At 45.5% G+C, this 16,383-nt stretch carries 14 protein-coding genes; 2 read left to right on the top strand and 12 right to left on the bottom strand.

The features are described 5' to 3' along the window. Nucleotides 1-15: 15 nt before the first annotated feature. From ftsA to mraZ, 12 genes are all read right to left on the bottom strand, one after another. A complete protein-coding gene (gene ftsA, locus ACLHR0_RS04200; RefSeq protein ID WP_429044765.1) occupies nucleotides 16-1,419 on the bottom strand; it encodes a cell division protein FtsA in 1,404 nt (467 codons plus the stop codon). Further along, a complete protein-coding gene (locus tag ACLHR0_RS04195) occupies nucleotides 1,416-2,498 on the bottom strand; it encodes a cell division protein FtsQ/DivIB (RefSeq protein WP_429044767.1) in 1,083 nt (360 codons plus the stop codon). Before ACLHR0_RS04195 ends, ftsA begins: the two co-directional genes overlap by 4 nt. Before the next feature lie 11 nt (nucleotides 2,499-2,509). Next, entirely contained in the window at nucleotides 2,510-3,877 is a 1,368-nt protein-coding gene (gene murC / locus ACLHR0_RS04190; protein WP_436484954.1) for a UDP-N-acetylmuramate--L-alanine ligase, read from the bottom strand. A 22-nt stretch (nucleotides 3,878-3,899) separates the two neighbouring features. Further along, nucleotides 3,900-4,991 (bottom strand): undecaprenyldiphospho-muramoylpentapeptide beta-N-acetylglucosaminyltransferase, encoded by a 1,092-nt coding sequence (murG, locus tag ACLHR0_RS04185; RefSeq protein WP_436484952.1) that lies wholly within the window; start codon nucleotides 4,989-4,991, stop codon nucleotides 3,900-3,902. A 38-nt stretch (nucleotides 4,992-5,029) separates the two neighbouring features. Further along, complete coding sequence (locus tag ACLHR0_RS04180; protein WP_370909303.1) at nucleotides 5,030-6,226, bottom strand: FtsW/RodA/SpoVE family cell cycle protein; 1,197 nt, start codon at nucleotides 6,224-6,226, stop codon at nucleotides 5,030-5,032. Nucleotides 6,227-6,290: 64 nt separating this feature from the next. Beyond that, nucleotides 6,291-7,631 carry a UDP-N-acetylmuramoyl-L-alanine--D-glutamate ligase gene (murD, locus tag ACLHR0_RS04175; RefSeq protein ID WP_429044772.1) on the bottom strand — a complete coding sequence of 447 codons (1,341 nt, stop codon included), beginning with the start codon at nucleotides 7,629-7,631 and terminating at the stop codon, nucleotides 6,291-6,293. 28 nt (nucleotides 7,632-7,659) lie between these two features. After that, a complete protein-coding gene (gene mraY / locus ACLHR0_RS04170; protein WP_370909305.1) occupies nucleotides 7,660-8,919 on the bottom strand; it encodes a phospho-N-acetylmuramoyl-pentapeptide-transferase in 1,260 nt (419 codons plus the stop codon). A gap of 88 nt (nucleotides 8,920-9,007) precedes the next feature. Beyond that, on the bottom strand, nucleotides 9,008-10,474 hold the full coding sequence (locus tag ACLHR0_RS04165) for a UDP-N-acetylmuramoyl-L-alanyl-D-glutamate--2,6-diaminopimelate ligase (RefSeq protein ID WP_436484949.1): 1,467 nt from the start codon (nucleotides 10,472-10,474) through the stop codon (nucleotides 9,008-9,010). After that, nucleotides 10,475-12,553 (bottom strand): penicillin-binding protein, encoded by a 2,079-nt coding sequence (locus ACLHR0_RS04160; protein WP_429065477.1) that lies wholly within the window; start codon nucleotides 12,551-12,553, stop codon nucleotides 10,475-10,477. A gap of 239 nt (nucleotides 12,554-12,792) precedes the next feature. Beyond that, the gene (locus tag ACLHR0_RS04155) at nucleotides 12,793-13,164 is read right to left on the bottom strand and encodes an FtsL-like putative cell division protein (RefSeq protein WP_429044777.1); all 372 of its coding nucleotides are present in this window, start codon (nucleotides 13,162-13,164) and stop codon (nucleotides 12,793-12,795) included. Nucleotides 13,165-13,265: 101 nt separating this feature from the next. Continuing rightward, nucleotides 13,266-14,177 carry a 16S rRNA (cytosine(1402)-N(4))-methyltransferase RsmH gene (gene rsmH / locus ACLHR0_RS04150; RefSeq protein ID WP_436484947.1) on the bottom strand — a complete coding sequence of 304 codons (912 nt, stop codon included), beginning with the start codon at nucleotides 14,175-14,177 and terminating at the stop codon, nucleotides 13,266-13,268. Nucleotides 14,178-14,189: 12 nt separating this feature from the next. Further along, the gene (mraZ, locus tag ACLHR0_RS04145) at nucleotides 14,190-14,657 is read right to left on the bottom strand and encodes a division/cell wall cluster transcriptional repressor MraZ (protein ID WP_079469390.1); all 468 of its coding nucleotides are present in this window, start codon (nucleotides 14,655-14,657) and stop codon (nucleotides 14,190-14,192) included. 501 nt (nucleotides 14,658-15,158) lie between these two features. On the opposite strand from mraZ, the gene ACLHR0_RS04140 reads away from it, so the two are divergent. Together ACLHR0_RS04140 and ACLHR0_RS04135 are read left to right on the top strand one after the other, a co-directional pair. Continuing rightward, complete coding sequence (locus ACLHR0_RS04140; protein ID WP_370909310.1) at nucleotides 15,159-15,989, top strand: outer membrane protein assembly factor BamD; 831 nt, start codon at nucleotides 15,159-15,161, stop codon at nucleotides 15,987-15,989. Beyond that, nucleotides 15,958-16,299: a DNA-directed RNA polymerase subunit omega gene (locus ACLHR0_RS04135; protein WP_079469388.1), complete on the top strand. Its 342-nt coding sequence runs from the start codon at nucleotides 15,958-15,960 to the stop codon at nucleotides 16,297-16,299. Before ACLHR0_RS04140 ends, ACLHR0_RS04135 begins: the two co-directional genes overlap by 32 nt. Nucleotides 16,300-16,383: the final 84 nt, after the last annotated feature.

Raw genomic sequence — 16,383 nt, 5'->3', positions numbered from 1 at the left:
TGCGCCATTAAACTTTTAAAGTTTTGCATCTTCTTCTTCGGTGAACATATCAATGATTTTTGTTTTCATTTTGTCCAGGAAGTTTTTCAATGAGGCGTTTCTTTCTTTTGCTTTCCGGTCCTGTATTTCCTGACTGCTGGGGGTTTCTTCTTCTATCCAGTCTTCGGCTGAAGCTACGGATTGAGCAGCCTGTTCTTTGGCCAGATAGCTGGTATTAATTTTTACATAATTTTCTTCGAGTGCTTTTCGATCGTTTTCAAAATCGTTGTAGCCTTTCAGGATCAGGCCCACGCAGGTAGCATACATAGGTTTTGTTAATTCATCTATGTGGCCGCTTGCGAGGTGCTCGTTGGGGAATCCTATACGGGCGCTTGCACCGGTGGTGTATTCTGTCAGCTGTATGAGGTGTTTCAGCTGAGAACCGCCACCAGTAAGAATGATGCCGCCATTCAACATTTTATTATCCATACCGATCTGCTTGAGATGATATACCACGAAATCGAGTATTTCACTCATGCGTGCCTGGATGATGTGTGCCAGGTTCTTCACGGAGATCTCTTTGGGGCTTTGACCTCTTAATCCGGGGATCGTGATATAGGCATTTGTTTTGGCTTCATCTGCCAGGGCATAACCGAACTGTACTTTCATCTGTTCTGCCTGTGTTTTTAATACACCCAGGCCGTTCTTGATGTCGTTGGTAATGTTTTCACCACCGTACGGAATAACGGCGGTATGTTTCAATATACCTTCATAAAATACTGCCAGGTCGGTGGTACCACCACCAATATCCACAATGGCTACACCTGCTTCAAAATCCATGTCGCACATTACCGCTGCAGCAGAAGCCAGTGGCTGAAGCACCAGGTCGCGGATTTTGAGACCGGATTTCTCCACGCTGCGGTTAATGTTACGGATGGCGTTTTTGTCGCCGGTAATAATATGGAAGTTTGCACCCACCTTTACCCCGGACATACCGATAGGGTAAGTGATGTTCTGCAGGCTGTCCACTATATATTGCTGCGGAATCACATCGATGATCTGATCGCTCGCGGGAATAACTGTTTTGTACTGATCGTTGATCAGCTGGTCGATATCTTTCTGGGATATTTCCGCATCAGTGTCATTGCGTACAATATCTCCACGGGTTTGCAAACTTTTTATATGGTGACCGGCTATACCAACATATACCTCGTTAATTTCCAGGTTAGGGTTGGATGCATAACAATTCTCGAGTGCTTGCCTGATAGCTTTAATGGTTTGGTCAATGTTCAGCACCATACCGTGCTGTACACCAAACGATGTAGCTTTACCGAATCCCAGGATTTCCAGTTTCCCGTATTCATTCTTCCGTCCTGCAATGGCAGCAATCTTCGTAGTACCTATATCGAGTCCTACAATGATGGGAGCTTCCTGATTCATGGCGTTTTTTGTTTTTTTGATGTGTTAACAGATTTATTCCCTGGCTTATACACTGCTTTAGGTTGTTGTTTGGCCGGCGCAGCTGCTTTTTCTTTCTTCACCTTTGCTTTCTGCGGTTTAGCCTTTTCTTTCGCTGCATGTGCCGGTTTAGTTACCGGTTTGGCAGGTTCGGAATGTACCGGTTTTGCTACTACCGGTGCTACCGTCGTTGAATCTTCGCTGTCCGCTATCGGCGGTTCATCTGCATCGGCCAGTTTCAAACTATCCGTTTTGATCACTGGTTGCAATGGAACAACGCCATCCTTACGGGTACACACCACTTCGTTTTCAAATGCGATGTTGATGCGTGTATAATTATTCCAGCCTACTTTATTCAATCCTTCCTTATAAAAAGCCAGCAGTTTGGTGAATTTTTTTTCTATGTCTATACCTTCTCCGAATGCAATCACCTGGTCTCCCAGTTTCGGTATGAACTCAAACCTGCGGTCGCCCGTGATCATGAGTTGCTCTACCTGAGCCATCCAGAAAGGATCCTTACCAATGTATGTACCCATATCTACTATCTGCGCTGCCAACAGGCTGTCGGGTTGCTGCAGCTTTTCTGCATCCGTGGGAAACCCTGTGAATACGGGCACCCTGGCTGCGTAACGACTGGATACCGGTATATGTTCGCCGGCGCCATCCAGGTAAAAGCTGTTCCCTGAGAAAGTAAATACCCTTGCTACCGGTTCGCGTTGTGTTACTTTGATATTCAGCTGCTGGCCGTTATCAAAATAGATCTCCGCATTTTTTACCCAGGGATCCTGGTCTACAATGGATTCCAGCTGAGCGATATTGATATCGGCAATACTTTTACCGACCGGGTTCAGATTTTTATCTTTCGTGATCAAAGATTTGATATCCTTTGATTCGATAAAAAAGTTATCATCTTTCCCCTCAAATTTTACCTGTATACTTTTACATTTACCGGCATCCTTGTCCTGTATAGCCGCCACCAGCAATACTGTAAAGCCTGTGAGCACCATTCCCCAGAGAACGGCGACACCCAGTCGTTTTAATATTGTGGTAGTTTTAGACAAGCTTTTTATTTTTAATGTTGTGTTGTTTTATTTTTAAGAAGATGAGCCAACGGTTCTTTTAACTGGTCTATATCTCCCGCTCCGGCGGTAATCAGTAATGGCACGTCCTGTTTGCCCAGGTATTCCGCTACTTTTTCTTTCGGTAAAATCTTTACAGGTACTGTTATTTTATCTGCAATCATTTCGCTGGTAACACCGGCTATCGGCAGCTCACGCGCCGGGTAGATCGGAAGTAATATCACCTCGTCTGCCAGGGAAAGGCTTTCTGCAAAGCCATCCGCGAGGTCACGGGTGCGGGTAAATAAGTGCGGCTGAAAAATAACGGTACATTTTTTACCTGGAAACAATGCCTTTGCACTGGTGATCAATGCACGCAATTCTTCCGGATGGTGTGCATAATCATCGATATATACCTGCTGATCCGTTTTTACCACATATTCAAATCTCCGCCGGATCCCTTTGAAATTACCAATGGCTGCACGGATTTTAGCCGCATCTATTCCCAGCAGGTGTGCTACTGTAATAGCTGCTACTGCATTCTCCACGTTGTGCATACCACCAATGTGCATGGAAATGTTATCGATCATCCAGTCCTGATGCATTACATCAAACTCATATCCGCCATTGATCATGCGGATGTTGGAGGCGTAAGCGTTGGCAGCATCGTTTTGTAAACTGTACAACAACTTGTTTGTTGCATTGAGCTCTTTGTTGCGATGCAGGCCGAACCTAGCAATCAGCGTGCCATTGGGCTTAATATTGTGCGTATACTGGATAAAAGCATCTTCCATTGCCTCCGGAGTGCCGTAAATATCCAGGTGATCTGCATCCATGGCAGTTAACACCGCGATATCCGGACTTAATTTCAGGAAAGAACGGTCATATTCGTCTGCTTCAATTACTGCTACCGCTTTATCGCTGCTCCAGAAATTTTTATTATAGTTCACGCTGATGCCACCCAGGAAAGCGTTGCAGCCATAACCGCTGTCGGTAAGCAGGTGGGCGATCATGGTAGATACCGTGGTTTTGCCATGCGTACCTGCCACCGTGATAGCAAACAGGGAACGGGTAATTTCCTGCAGCACATCACTGCGCTTTACTACTTCATAACCATTATCGCGCAGCCACTGCAACTCCGTATGAGTAGCCGGAATCGCCGGCGTATATACGACCAGGTTAATGGTTTTGTCGATTAAGTTAATATCGTCTGTATAATGGATTTGCATACCTTCTGCTTCCAGCTGCTTTGTGAGCGCTGTGGAGGTACGGTCATAACCGCTTACCTGCACCCCTTTCTCATTGAAAAAGCGTGCAATGGCGCTCATGCCAATACCACCGATACCGATGAAATAAACCCTTTGTATGTTGTTCAAATCCATATACTCTTCTAAAAAATCTCTTCTAAATGATTCCTAAAACCTGGTTCGCAATTGTCACATCCGCGTGGGGATTTCCCAGCTTGCCGATATTGCTTTCCAGTTGTTCCATCAGCGCTTTATTTTGCAAAAGGCTGAACAGCACGTTGCCCAGTTGTGATGGCACCTGGTCGTCTTTAATGATCAGGCCCGCCTGTTTGTTTACCAGGTTCATGGCGTTGGACGTTTGATGATCTTCTGCCGCGAACGGGTAAGGCACAAATATCACCGGCTTTTTCACTACACATAATTCAGCAATCGCCAATGCACCGGCCCGTGATAACACTACATCTGCCGCTTTATAGGCAAAATCCATTACGTTGATGAAATCGTATACCTTGATATGCGATCCATAAGGCGCCGCGGCAGCTTTCGCTGTTTCGTAATAAGGCTTCCCTGTTTGCCAGATCAGCTGTATATCCTTAGCCACTAATTCTTTTAACAGTGGTTGTAATCCTTCGTTTATTGACTTGGCGCCCAAGCTTCCTCCCACGGCGAAAACCGTTTGCTTTGCCGTACTCAGTCCGAAATGCTGCAAGGCATCTTCCCGTGTTACGGCCGACTGGGAAATGCTGTTCCTCACAGGATTGCCGGTCATCACCAGTTTTTCTGACGGGAAAAATTTATCCATACCATCGTATGCCACACAGATCTTTTTCGCGTTCCTGCCCAGTATTTTATTCGTTTTACCCGCAAAGGAATTTTGTTCCTGTATCAGGGTAGGCGTACCGTTTTTCTGTGCCCTGTTCAGCATGGGGAAGCTCGCATACCCGCCCACACCTACTACCACATCAGGCTGAAAGCTTTGCAGGATGGCCTTTGCGCGACGCAGGCTTTTCCAAATTTTAAACGGCAGCAGGATATTTTTAAAAATATTGCTGCGGTTAAAACCAGCTATTTCAAGTCCTTCGATCGGATACCCTGCCTGCGGCACTTTCTCCATTTCCATTTTCCCGGTGGCGCCCACAAAAAGAATGTTGATGTCCGGCTCTATTTTTTTCAACGCATTCGCGATCGCTATCGCCGGGAAGATGTGTCCCCCCGTACCGCCACCTGCTATGATCACTTTGCGTTGCATGTTCTATTCCTGATTACAATTATTGTTATAAATACGTATTAAGCGACTGCAGCGGTTTCCGATTGCGCAATAACTCTTTCCAATCGCTCTTTCTCTGCCTGTTTACCTTCCATCTCTTCCACGTTCCGGGATACACTTAATATAATACCAATGGCCATACTGGTAAATAATACAGAGGAACCACCCATACTTACCAAAGGCAGTGGCAGCCCTGTAACCGGGAACAGCTGTACGTTTACCGCCATATTGGTTAACGCCTGTATGACCAATGTTACACTGAGTCCTACTGCCAGGAATGCCCCGAAAGCATATGGACATCTTTTATAAATCCTGATACTTCTCAGTAATAAAATCATATAAGCCGCCAGTATCAGGAAAGCGCCAAACATGCCATATTCTTCTATAATAGTAGCGTAGATATAATCGGAATAGGCGTGTGGCAGGAAGTTACGTTGTGTACTGTTGCCGGGTCCTTTTCCCAAAATACCGCCGCCTGCAATGGCAATGTTGGCCTGTTGCACCTGGTAGGGCGTTTCTGTATGATCACCATGAAGGAAGTTATCGATACGTTTTTCCCATGTTTTCGTACGCATCTCCATGCCGGTTACTTTGGCGATTCCAAAAAGCAGCACTACCATTACCGCTCCCGCGGCCACCATAGAGGCCAGGAACCGGATAGGCACCCTGCCAATAAAGCAAAGGAGCATACAGCTGGCACCCAGCAAAAGTGCGGTACTCATATTGGCGGGCATGATCAGCGCGCAGATAATGCCTACCGGTATAATGATGGGCAGAAATCCTTTTTTGAAATCATTGATCAGGTTTTGCCGTCTTGATAATTGCCTGCTTACATACATGAATATGGCGAGTTTAGCCACATCGGATGTTTGAAAGGTAAGGTTGATGATCGGCAGCTTGATCCACCTGCTGGCTTCATTGATATTAGACCCAAAGGCCAGCGTGTACATCAGCAGTGGTATGGATACCAGGAAACCGATTTGTGCCACGCGGGAATAAATCGTATAGTTCACGCGGTGTGCAAAATAGATGATCAGCAATCCCATTACCAGTACCGTGAGCTGTTTCAGGAGATAATACTCCGTATGGCCGCCCCTTTCGCGGTAAGCGAGTGAGCCGGTAGCACTATATACAGCAAGCAGGCTTACCAGCGATAGAAAAAATACTACCGTCCAGATAACCTTATCGCCTTTTGTTCTATAGAGCAATCCCATCATTAGCTGCGTTTTGCTTTCATTTATTTTTTAAGATGTAACCCTTTATTCTGTTTATCAACACCTGTTACAATGCTTTTACTTCTTCTTTAAATTTCCTGCCACGATCTTCATAATTTTTAAAGAGGTCGAAGCTGGCGCAGGCGGGCGACAATAAAACGATGTCTCCTTTTGCGGCCTGTTTAAATGCTTCCTGTACTGCGTCGTGCATACTGGTAGTGTTGATCATTACCGGTGTGTCTTTTGATAACGCAGTAAAGATGGGGGTGTTGTCCACACCCATACAAATAATTGCCTTTACCTTTTCTTTCACGAGGTCGCGGATGGCATCATAGTCGTTGCCTTTGTCCACGCCGCCCATGATCAGCACAATGGGCTTGTCAAAACTTTCCAGTGCAAACCAAACGGAGTTTACATTGGTAGCTTTGCTGTCGTTAATAAAATCCACGCCTCTAACCGATGTCACATATTCCATGCGGTGTTCGAGGCTCTCGAACGATGCAAGGCTTTCGCGGATTTTCTCATTTCTTATATCCATGGTCCTGCCTGCAATTGCTGCTGCCATTGAATTGTACAGATTGTGTTTTCCCTTTAATGACAGGTCATACATTGACATGATAACCGGTTCTCCGTTGACATCTATGTGCAACTGGTCGTTGGCAATAGAGCCGCCTTCTTTCAGTGGTTTCATGATGGTAAAAGGTATTGATGCTGAATAAATGGGTTGCTGCGCTAAATGTCGCATGATCTCAGGATCATCCATGCAGTAGATGAAGTAGTCTTCAGCTGTCTGGTTCATGGCAATTCTGAACTTGGAGGCTACGTAATTTTCCATGCTATAGTCGTAGCGGTCCAGGTGATCAGGCGTAATGTTCAACAGGATGGCCACATTGGGTTTGAAGTCCTTAATGTCATCCAGCTGAAAGCTGCTGATTTCAATCACATAATACTCCGCTGGTGCGGTTGCCACCTGCCTGGCATAGCTCACGCCAATATTGCCTACCATCGCCACATCCAAACCTGCGTTTTTAAAGATGTGATAGGTGAGGGCCGTAGTGGTACTTTTGCCGTTGCTGCCGGTGATGGCAATGATCTTTTTACCTGTCGAGAAACGGTAGGCCAGCTCTATTTCAGAAATCACGGGTATGCCTTTTTCGCGCACCTTTTTCATCAATTCCGATTTCTCAGGAATACCGGGACTTTTAACGATTTCGTTTGCATCCAGTATGATATCCCAGGAATGATGTCCTTCTTCGAAAGAGATCTGGTTTACCGCCAGTTCCTGTTTATAATTATCTTTTATTGTTCCTCCATCAGATACAAATACATCATACCCTTGCTGTTTTCCCAGCAAAGCCGCACCTATTCCACTTTCTCCTGCTCCTAATATGACGAGTTTATATTCCATTCGTTTTATCTTCTTGTTTAGTGTTGTTTTATCTCATTTTCAGTGTTGCAATAGCTACTACCACACACATGATGGTAATAATCCAGAACCGCACTGATATTTTACTTTCGTGGTAACCGATCTTCTGATAATGGTGATGCAACGGCGACATTTTCAGAATACGCCTGCCTTCTCCATATTTCTTTTTAGTGTATTTGAAGTAAGATACCTGTAACATCACCGACAGTAGTTCCACCAGGAATACACCACAGAAGATAGGTATCAGTAATTCTTTCCTTACTATAATGGCCAGTGAAGCAATGATGCCACCCAACGCGAGACTACCGGTGTCACCCATGAAAACCTGCGCCGGATAGGCATTATACCAGAGGAACCCGATACATCCGCCCACAAAGGCTGCAATGAAAATTGACAGCTCCCCGAGGTTCGGGATGTACATAATGTTCAGGTATTCCGCAAACTGGATGTTACCGGATACATAGGCAAAGATGCCCAGTCCTATCCCGATGATGCCCGAAACGCCTGTTGCCAGTCCATCTAAACCATCAGTAAGGTTAGCGCCGTTGGATACGGCCGTAATAATAAAGATGACCACCAGGATATAGAGTACGAATGTGTACTTTTCTGCGCCGGGAATCCAGGAGATCAGTTTGGAGTAGTTGAACTCATGATTTTTTACGAACGGAATCGTGGTAATCGGCGTTTTAACGTCCACAAAACGGTGTCCGTCGCGAGTTACACGCTCCGGGTGATTAGTCACCTGTCTTTCATAAGGCGCCAGTGTTTTTGCGCCTATTACCTCACGGGATACCACCACATCTGTATTAAAATAAAGTGTACAGCCCACAATCAAACCAAGTCCCACCTGTCCCATGATCTTGAAACGTCCTGCCAGTCCTTCTTTATTCTTTTTAAATACTTTGATATAATCATCTACAAAACCGATCATTCCTAACCATACGGTAGATAACAGGATCAGCCAGATATATACATTTGCCAGTTGTGCAAAAAGTAAAGTGGGAATTACGATGGCAGATAAGATGATAAGTCCACCCATCGTAGGGGTTCCTTTTTTGGTGTTTTCTCCCTGGAGGCCCAGTTCACGGATCGTTTCGCCGATTTGTTTTTTCTGTAGAAATTTAATAATCCTTTTACCGAACAGCAAAGAAATAACCAGCGACAGCAGTAATGCCATCGTTACACGGAAAGTGATATACTGAAACATACCACCGCCGATGACGCTGATCTTAAATTCTGTTTTCAGGTAATTTAAAAAATAATATAACATATGTTTTAGTCGTAACCTGTTCTCCGCTGTCCGGGGAGTACAGGCTTTTAAGTCATTGGATTATTAAGTATCTATCTTCAGTTTTAGTCTATTTCTCCAGGGTTTTCATCAGCTCCAGCAGCACTTCTTTATCATCGAAGTGATGTTTAACGCCTTTTATTTCCTGGTACTTTTCATGTCCTTTACCTGCCACCAGGATGATGTCTTCCCGGTTGGCGAGCGACAGCGCCGTTTTAATGGCTTCTTTTCTGTCGGTAATGGAAATGACTTTCTTTTTCAGGTGAACAGGAACGCCTGCTTCCATTTCCCGGATAATTTCCGCCGGATCTTCCGAGCGGGGATTATCAGAAGTAAGGATAACGCGATCGCTGTTTTCCACGGCTACATCTCCCATCACGGGGCGTTTGGTGGTATCCCTGTCGCCGCCGCAGCCTACTACTGTGATCACCTGTTCATTGCCTTTGCGCAGGTTTTTGATGGTAGCCAGCACATTTTTCAGTGCGTCCGGCGTGTGTGCGTAATCAACTATAGCGATGATCTGTTCTTTATCGGAAATGATATAATCAAATCTGCCTTCTGCACCGGAGGTGTCGCTGAGGGCCTGTAATGTTTTGGCTTTATCGATGCCCAACAGCACTGCGGCGCCGTAAACGGCCAGCAGGTTATAGGCGTTGAATTCACCGATCAGGCGGAAATGCACTTCTGTATCTCCTGTCAGCATTACCAGTCCTGTGAGATTATTTTCCAGGATCTTTCCTTTAAAATCTGCCAGTGTGCGCAGGCTGTACGTTGCTTTTTTAGCTTTCGTATTCTGCAGCATTACCATTCCTCTTTTGTCGTCCAGGTTAGTGAGTGCAAAAGCGGAGGAGGGCAGGTTGTCAAAGAATGATTTCTTTACCCGGATATATTCATCAAAAGTTTTATGATAATCGAGGTGGTCGTGGGTGATATTACTGAAGATGCCTCCCGCGAATTTTAGCCCGGCAATACGTTGCTGGTGAATAGCATGGGAGCTTACTTCCATAAACACATACAGGCAGCCGTCATCCACCATTTGTGCCAGCAGGGCATTCAGGTTAATGGGATCAGGCGTGGTATGTGTGGCGGGTATAACGGTATCGCCTATCTGATTTTGCACGGTGGATAATAGTCCGCAGTGATATCCCAGTTTGGTGAACAAACGGAACAGCAGGGTAGCGATGGTTGTTTTTCCGTTGGTACCGGTAACGCCTACCAGTTGTATTTTATGAGAAGGGTTATCATAGAAGTTACCTGCCATGATACCGCTGCTGACAGCGCTGTTGTTTACCTGTACATAGCAAACATTTTCTGTCAGTTGTCCGGGTAATGTTTCACAGATCACTGCTGCGGCGCCCAACGCAATTGCTTTTTCAATGTACGCGTGTCCGTCTGTGTGTACGCCTTTCACTGCAATAAAAGCATCTCCGGACCCGATGGATCTGGAATCGATGGCGAGTGCGTGAATGGCAATATCTGTATTACCATGCACTGCCAGGATGCTTACATTATACAATATGTCTTGCAGCGTCTTCATCTAGCTCAGTTCTATTACGATTGTTTGTTCGTTTCCTATTTTAGTTCCGCCGGGGAGTGATTGCATTTTCACTTTACCGGCGCCTTTTATTACTACCCGTAACCCGGCATTTTCGAGCAGATACAGGGCATCTTTGAGGCCCATTCCGGTAACATCGGGCACTGCGCCTTTTGTTTGTGCTACCTGCTGGAAGGCAATTTTGCGGTCTGTTACCTTGGCGCTTACCCAGCTGTTATTAGCGGGGGCGTTGCCGATGGGCAGCTGCAGTTTACCCAGGATTTGTTTCCATTCACTGCCTTTGCCATTTTTCAGTGACAGCAGGGTATCCAGTTGCATGGTGGCCTGCATGGGTTTTTGTCTTTCTACCGCGATGGCATATAATTTATCTGCCACTTCTCTAAACACGGGACCCGCAACGCCTGCACCGTAAAAGTGCAATGCATGCGGTTTATTTTTTATCACCACCACGCAGGTGTACTGCGGATCATTTGCCGGGAAATAACCGGCGAATGACGATTGGTAAATTTTATCTGCATACCCGCGGTTGCCGTTTGCCACGAGTGCGGTACCTGTTTTACCTGCGAAGGTGTAAAACTGGCTGCGCAGTTTTTTTGCAGTACCATCAATGGGCACACCTTCCAGCATGGCCTGTAACTGTTTCAGCGTGCTTTGCGTGCAGATGCTGTCCAGCAATACAGTAGGCTCAAACTGTTTTACTACCTGGCCATATTCCTGTATGGAGTTGACGAGGTAGGGTTTCATCATTTTACCGTTGTTAGCCACTGCATTGTACAGCATGCACGTTTGCAGCGGGCTGATAAGCACTTCATATCCGAATGCCATCCAGGGCAGGGATGTGGCGCTCCATGTTTTGGAAGCGGTGGTTTTAATAACCGGTCTTCCTTCGCCTATCAGGTCTATACCGGAAAACTGGTCGAGCCTTAATCTTTTCAGATGGCCGACGAATTTGTTAGGTTGCCGGTTATAGAACTGGTAGGCCAGTTTTGCCATACCCACATTTGAGCTGAGTTCAAATGCGTGTTTGATCGTTACATTTTGCGGGCCCGGGTGAGGTTCAGAATCGAATACGGTTCTGCGTCCTACCTGCCAGCGGCCACCATCCATGTTTACCATAGAGTTCATGGTGGCGTATTTATCTTCCAGCACTGCGATAACGGTAGCCAGTTTAAAAGTGGAACCGGGTTCCCCTACCTGCAGTGCGTAGTTCATATCTTCCCAGTAGCCGTTGCCATCGGGTTGTTTGCCGAGGTTGGCTATTGCTTTTATTTTGCCTGTTTTCACTTCCATGAGAATGCAGGTGCCGTGTTCGGCTTCATTCTGCACCATCATATTCATGAGGGCTGTTTCCACGATGTCCTGCATGTTTACATCGATAGTGGTAACTATATCACGCCCGTTTTCAGGTTCAATATCGTAACCGTCTACGGGTACATAAGTACCTCCTGCGATGCGGCGCATCAGTCTTTTACCGGTAACGCCCTTCAGGTATTCGTTGTAGGTTCTTTCAAGTCCTACGCTTTGTGAATTTTCGCGGGCCAGCCCGATGGTCCTGTTGGCGAGCAGTTTAAAGGGGTTGATGCGCTTACTTTTGGATTCAGCGATCATGCCGCCTTTGTTTTTGCCGAGGCGAAACATCGGGAAGCTGCGTAATTCCTGGTATTGATTAAAGGGTACGTCTCTTTTAAGTAAAAAGTAGCGGTCCTTTGATTTATATCCTTCCTGCAGCTGCTGCTTCCAGGCGGCTTTGCTGCGGTCGGTGAATATCTGGGACAGGCGATAGGATAAGGAGTCAAGGTTTTCCTTGAACACCAGTCCGTTCTTATCCCGGAGGCCATCTGCTGCAAAATCTATCCGGATGTCGAAATAAGGGATGGAGGTCGACAGCATCCTGCCTTCCTCCGAGTAAATAGTGCCTCTTTCTGCGTCCAGTGCCACGTAGCCGGTGTGCAGGCTATCGGCCATACTACGCCAGTAGTTGCCCTGCACGTTCTGGATATAGAACACTTTCACCAGGATGGCGACGCTGAACAGCGCCATGCCGATGAGGCACAGATACACTCTCCACAATATGTCCTTTTTTACATCCACGATGTTGTATTAGCATTTTAGCCTTTAGCCTTTAGCTGTCAGTTATTTACCCTGGGGCAGATAGCTGACGGCTAAAGGCTGATAACTTATAAGAAGATACCTGACACTGGCTGCATTTATAATTGAGATGCTTGCCATTGATTTGATTTACCAGCATCCCCGGCCTGAGTGATGGGTCAGGCGGGCAGCGTCAGGCATCAATATTAAATTCATTTTTCTGTATCCTTTTTCAGCACAATCTTTTGCGGAGGGGAGCTGAGTTGTTTAAGGCCCAGCGGCTCTACTGACTTACTGACTTCACTCATTTTGCTTCGAAACATGAGCTCACTTTTCACATTGATATACTCCCACTTCAGCTCTTTAATTTCTTTGCCTAGTTTGTTAATGCGCCGGATTTTTTTTTCAGCGAGGTGACTGTTGGCGATATATACTAAAGCCAGGAGGGAAAGGAAACCGATAAACGGCATGTTTTGCACCAACGCTTTGTAGTTGATGCGCAGACGCCATTCTTTACGTTGCTCCGGGGGAAGGGTACTTTCTTCAGCCGGATTTTCCTGGATTGTATCTAAGTCGTCTCCCACGCGCTATGTCTTTTTAAAAATTGACAATATTAATCTGAACGCAAATTCAAAACGGGTGTGTATAGGATAGGGTAGGATGTGACAGGCAGTTTACAACCTTGTCACGCTTGTTTTTCGGCTACCCGCAGTTTTGCACTTCTGGATCTTCCATTAAGCTTCAATTCTGCATCACTGGCGGTAACCGGTTTTTTTGTGATTAATTTGAACAATTTAGGGGGTGTTTCTTTTGCAAACGGGTCTTCCTGTGCTTCTTCAAAACTTCCGGTCTTCATAAAATTTTTCACCATCCTGTCTTCCAGCGAATGGAAGGTGATGACGGCGAGTCTTCCTCCGGGTTTCAGCACATTGGTGGCCTGTTCCAGTAAATCTTTCAGTGCGCCCAGTTCATCATTAACGGCTATACGCAATGCCTGGAAAACCTGCGCCAGGTATTTTTGCGGATTGCCTTTTACAATGGGCTGAATCACAGATTTAAATGCTGCGATGGTGCGCATGGGGTGTGTTTTGCGCTGCTTTACAATTGTTTGGGCGAGGGTTTTTGCATTGGTTACTTCTCCGTATTCCTGGAAAATCAGTTGTAACCTTGCTTCTCCCCATGTTGCCAGCAACTGAGCGGCAGTAAATTCCGTTCTGGTATCCATCCGCATATCCAGGTCGCCATCAAAGCGAATACTGAATCCTCTTTCTGCTGTATCGAACTGGTGCGATGAAACGCCCAGATCCGCCAGCAGGCCGTCTACCTGGTCTGCTTTATGTAACTTCAGAAAGCGTTGCAGATGACGGAAATTTTGTTGTACAAAAGTGACACGTTCGTCTATAATCCTGTTTCGGTAAGCATCTTCATCCTGATCAAATACTATCAGCCGTCCTTTTTCACCCAGTTTCTCCAGTATGGCTCTTGAGTGTCCTCCGCCTCCAAACGTAGCGTCTACATAGATCCCATCGGGATTTATCTGTAACAGCTCCGTCGTTTCCTGCAGCAGAACGGGTAAATGATATTGTTGTTCGCCCATATGCTCCCCTCTTTAAATTGATATGTTATTATCTCCTCCTCCCATTACCTGTTGTGCCAGATCACTGAACGCCCCTGGTGAGAAATTTTCAAAGAACTCCTGGTATTTACCTTTATCCCAGATCTCAATTTTATTGGATGCTGCTGCCAGCACGATATCTTTTTCCAGATTGGCGTACGACAGCAGGTTTTTCGGTACCAGCAGTCTTCCTGCACTGTCTAACTCCAGAATGGTGGCCCCGTTTAAGAAGTACCGCCTGAATTCCCTTACTTTTGGATCAAAGTCATTCAACTTGCTGATACGTTCAAAAATAGGCTGCCATTCGTTCATGGGATACAGGGATAAGCATTTTTCAAACCCACGGTTAATCACAAACTGTCCTCCGGCCCCGTCTGTCAACTGCTTTTTAAACCCGGCAGGTAACAGAAAGCGTCCTTTTGCGTCCAGCGTCGATTCATATTCACCGAGAAATCCTGTCATACCATGGGGGCAAAGTCCTTGAAAATCCTTTTTCTAACACAAAATAACACTTTTTCCCACTTTTTAACGAAAAAATACTTTATAAATTTTTTCCACAGATGCAAGCGCCTGCATCAGAGCCATTTTACCCTCATTTATGCACCCTTACGGTGCATTAAACAATAATACGTGTGGATAACGTGTTTATAAGTGTGAATTATGTGTTTATATCTTGCAGATGCCCCATGGGATAAGACATTCCCGAATAGCATAGCGGGTGGGAAAATGGGGTGAAGAAATCGTTATGAGTGGATTTTTTTTATAATCTGAGCCCTTTTTTCAGGTACATCCGTTACCTGAAATCAATTTTTCCACATCGGGGTGGGAAAAATGTCAGCAACCCCGGCGGTGGTGGAAAACCCGTCTTTCGGCGATTTAATTCCCTCTTTTGCAAAATTTTAACAGCAATCAAAATCTCTCTGCCTTACATTTACATTTAATTCTTAATTTTGCCACTCTTTTATGCGGAAATTTTTATTGTACATCAGTGTTCTTGCGGTTGTCGTAACTACCTCCTGTAACAACCAGTTACGGAGAATAGAAAAAAGTAACAACTTTGAAAAGAAGTTGGACTACGCCAATCAGCTGTTCCAGAAGAAAAAATACAATACGGCAATAACGCTCTACACTGACCTGGTTCAGGTGTACAAGGGAACTGAGAAGTTTGAGCCCATGTATTACAATTTCGCATATTGCTCTTACTACGTTAAGGACTACGTTCAGGCAGCCTTCCAGTTTAAAAACTACCTGGACCTGTTCCCGAACAGCCCGAGAGCGGTGGAAATAGATTATATGCAGGCTTATTGCTACTATAAGCAGTCGCCAAAGGTATCACTGGATCAAACTAATACCATGAAGGCCATTGCTGCCATGCAAACCTTCATTAATAACTACCCTACCGCAGATAAAGTGTCGGAAGCCAACCTGGTAATCGAGTTGTGCAGACGAAAGCTGGAAAAGAAAGAATTCTCCAGCGCAGAGCTATATTATAACCTGGGCTTCTTCAAAGCCGCCGGTATTGCCTTCAAAAACCTGATGCGCAACTACCCCGACTCTGATAAAAGCGACAGTTACAAAGTAATGGCCATCAGATCTTACTATAATTATGCTAAAAACAGTATTCCGGAGAGACAAAAAGAGCGCTACGCAACGGTTCTCGACGAATACCTGGACTTCGCGGATCACTACCCGAACAGCAAATTAAAGCCAGATGCCGAAAAATTTTATACCTTAGCACAAAACAACATAAAAACACTGGATAATGAGCAAATTAAAGCGAAGTCTAACCAGTAGCCTTAATCCCTGGGTAGAAACTAAAAATACTACCGACATTAAGAACAGAACTGGTAATTTATATGAGTCTATTGCCGTAATAGCCAAACGCGCCAATCAGATCAATATTTCCGTGAAAGAGGAGCTCCATTCCAAACTGGAAGAGTTTGCCAGTCATACTGACAACCTCGAAGAAGTGCACGAGAACAAGGAGCAGATTGAGATTTCCCGTTTTTATGAAAGACTGGCAAATCCGGCCATCCAGGCTACTCAGGAGTTCCTGGACAGCAAAATTTATTTCCGCAAGAACGACGACGATTTGTTTAGCTAATCCGCCACACATTATTTTGTGAGGTGCGTGATTGCGAAAAATAAAAATATTAATTTCATGGCGGCAGAATGATTTCTGCCGCTT

The sequence above is a fragment of the Chitinophaga sp. ARDCPP14 genome (genome assembly GCF_051362515.1).
In the GTDB taxonomy this organism is placed as follows: Bacteria; Bacteroidota; Bacteroidia; order Chitinophagales; family Chitinophagaceae; genus Chitinophaga.
This window is presented reverse-complemented; position numbering and strand designations above follow the sequence as displayed.